Source organism: uncultured Veillonella sp. (assembly GCF_905209685.1).
Taxonomy (GTDB): Bacteria; Bacillota; Negativicutes; order Veillonellales; family Veillonellaceae; genus Veillonella.
Map to the genome: position 1 here is coordinate 1 of NZ_CAJLUB010000167.1, position 3,004 is coordinate 3,004.

Below are 3,004 nucleotides of genomic sequence, written 5' to 3' on the forward strand. Positions count from 1 at the left end.
GTGGTTTGTCCATCGATCCATACGCAAACTATGGCAAGCCTGGTACAGACTGGGAGAAGACGGCAAAAGAGCGCCTTCATTTTCACGACATGCAGCCTGAGCGCGTAGCATACCGTTAATATGGTATATGAATATATAACAATGGGCACATCGTTCATAATGTTTTTTATGATCGGTGTGATCTTGTCTATTCACCCTGCATCCATAATCGTAGGGGAGCATACGCAGTTGTCACATCTCAGCAGATGGACTCGGTGGAATGGGTATATTATTTTTATATTGACCCTATTTATCGTGGATGTACTCATAACAAATGGCATATATGCTGCATTTTATGATGTTTATGGTAATCTATCGTCTTTGAGTGAGCTAACATTTGACCCGATGGCTCTATTCTTTAGTGAAAGCTTCCAAATAGGCGTTGTTGTCGTTTTTGCTCTGGTGTTGTTACAAGTGTTAGGCCTCGTCGATTTGGCGCATGGTGAAAGAAATTTATCGTTTCATTATGACCAACTACATCAAGGCAAAGAACAACCGTCTTGGATGGAACGGTACATGGCACATACAAAGGGCACATTGGGTTCAGGTATAGTTGGTCTGCTTTATATGTTGCGGATGACCATGAGAACTATGTGGCCTTATATTATATGCCTTATATGGTTCAAGCTTATAGCAATGCTTGCTAATGTGCTACTTTCACCAGTCATCAATCGGTTAATGCATGTTGAAACGATGACATCAACGCATATCATACTGGACACTTATGTAGCGATATATGTGATAGCAGGATTCCTGTGGGGCTATGTAGCGCTACACTATGACATAGATAAGGCGTATAATGTAGCGAATAGTACCGTGATAGCCATCCTTCCACGACTTACCGTTATACTAGGGACAGTCATCTTTATCGGACTCGCGCTAGTTATTATTATGGTGCCTGTTACTTGGGGTATGGTGGTAGACACACTGACAAAATTATAAATAAACCTAGTTATTTCCTATATTTTTAGGGTTTTAAAAGCGGTTCTCATTCTCTTGACAATGCATAGATGCAGGTGATAGAGTATGATTGTATTTATGAGAATACACAAATGGTTATATCCAGTGTATAGAGAATAACAAGGTGAAATTCATATCGTCCTTGGGATGTTCCTGAGGACGATTTTTATCATCTATCACCAAAAGGAGAATCAGATGAGTATAGTCACAAATCAAACAACTGAACTAATTGGTAAAACTCCGGTATATCAATTACCAAATACCAATATTTATGTAAAGCTTGAAAAATATAATGTAGGCGGTTCTGTGAAAGATCGCGCAGTACTTGGTATGTTGCAAGATGCTAAGGAGAAAGGACGCCTTCACGAGGATAGCATTATCGTAGAGGCTACAAGTGGCAATACAGGTATTGCTCTTGCCATGGTGGGCGCTATCTTACATATTAAAACTGTAATTATTATGCCTGAAAGCATGAGTAAAGAACGTCGTGAGCTTATCAAGGCGTACGGTGCACAGCTCATCTTAACAGCAAAAGAAACGGGCATGAAGGGTGCTCTTGAACGAGCAAATGAAATCTTAGAGAAATATCCTAATGCGTTTACGTTGGGCCAATTTGTAAATCCTGCGAATCCAGATATACATTACCGTACTACGGGCGCTGAAATCATAGAACAAGTGCCGAATGTAGACGTATTTGTGGCAGGTATCGGTACAGGTGGTACTTTCACAGGTGTTACTAGACGATTGAAAGAGCATAATCCGAATCTGAAATCTATCGCGGTGGAACCAACAGGATCTCCGGCCATTACAGAAGGCAAGGGTGGTCCTCACAAAATTCAAGGTATTGGTGCGGGCTTCATTCCAGAGAACTTCGACCAAAGCTTGATGGACGGCGTACAAACTGTAAGCGACGAAGAAGCCTTTAGCGAAGTACAAACCTTTATGCGTGAAAGCGGTGTTTCTATTGGACTTTCAGCGGGGGCAGCTATCGTAGCAGCTAAGCGCATTGCACGAGAAGAACCAAAGGCGAATATAGTGGTTATTGCACCAGATGGGGTAGAAAAATATTTATCCCTCTTGGATTTTGCTAATAACGAATATGTAAAGTAACGGATTTCGCATAGATAAAACATCTTATGTATAGGAATACAGACCACATATGTTGTATACTATATATTATATGAGTAGAATTATTTGAGATGGAGTCACTATGATGCAAGGTTTGCGCGAATTATGGGGCAAAATTCAATATAATATTAAGCGCGTAATGGATTCTGACCCAGCCGCAACAAGTGTGTGGATGGTTATTTGGACGTATCCGCATATTACGGCCTTATTCTGGCATTTCTTTGCGCACCGCCTCTATAAGGCGGGGTGGCCAACCTTGGCGCGTCGGGTGGCATTACATTCTCGTCACGTAACGGGCATTGAGATTCATCCAGGTGCTACCATTGGTCGTGGTTTATTTATCGACCATGGCATGGGTGTCGTTATCGGTGAAACGGCAATCGTAGGGGATAATGTGACCTTGTTCCACCAAGTGACGTTAGGTGGCATGTCCTCTAAAAAGGTAAAACGCCATCCGACCATCGAAGACGAAGTACTCATCGGTACAGGCACGAAAATCTTAGGGGATATTACCATTGGGGCGCGTACTAAAATCGGTTGTAACCTCGTTATCAAACACGATATCCCTAAAGATATGGTTATCTTTGAAACGGATCCAGAAAATATGTATGTCCGTAAACCTCGTCGCATTAATAATGGCCAGGCAGAGGAAAAGAAAATTCCTGACGATTACATAGAATACTATATTTAATATAGTGTAATAAAACCTTATATAATATAGAAGGATAGAACCTCTAACTATTAGTTGAACTAGTAGTTAGAGGTTTTTGAGTTCATCGAATCCATGTTGAAATAATACGATTGACAATGCCTTATTGGGTATGATATGATTACCCAGTAAAGCATGGAGGATTACTCAAGAGGCTGAAGAGGACGG

3 protein-coding genes and 1 pseudogene are annotated in these 3,004 nt (G+C 41.2%); all 4 read left to right on the forward strand.

Annotated features, from left to right (window positions below; all coding sequences use genetic code 11):
• Nucleotides 1-119 (forward strand): annotated as a pseudogene (locus QZ055_RS08910) (NADPH-dependent 7-cyano-7-deazaguanine reductase QueF); the annotation flags it as partial.
• 49 nt (nucleotides 120-168) lie between these two features.
• Complete coding sequence (locus tag QZ055_RS08915) at nucleotides 169-981, forward strand: hypothetical protein (protein WP_295826332.1); 813 nt, start codon at nucleotides 169-171, stop codon at nucleotides 979-981.
• 213 nt (nucleotides 982-1,194) lie between these two features.
• Nucleotides 1,195-2,109, forward strand: coding sequence for a cysteine synthase A (gene cysK, locus QZ055_RS08920; protein WP_295826335.1), 915 nt, complete (start codon nucleotides 1,195-1,197; stop codon nucleotides 2,107-2,109).
• Nucleotides 2,110-2,209: 100 nt separating this feature from the next.
• Nucleotides 2,210-2,818, forward strand: a complete 609-nt coding sequence (gene epsC / locus QZ055_RS08925) for a serine O-acetyltransferase EpsC (protein WP_295826338.1) — start codon at nucleotides 2,210-2,212, stop codon at nucleotides 2,816-2,818.
• The last annotated feature ends 186 nt before the right edge of the window (nucleotides 2,819-3,004 follow it).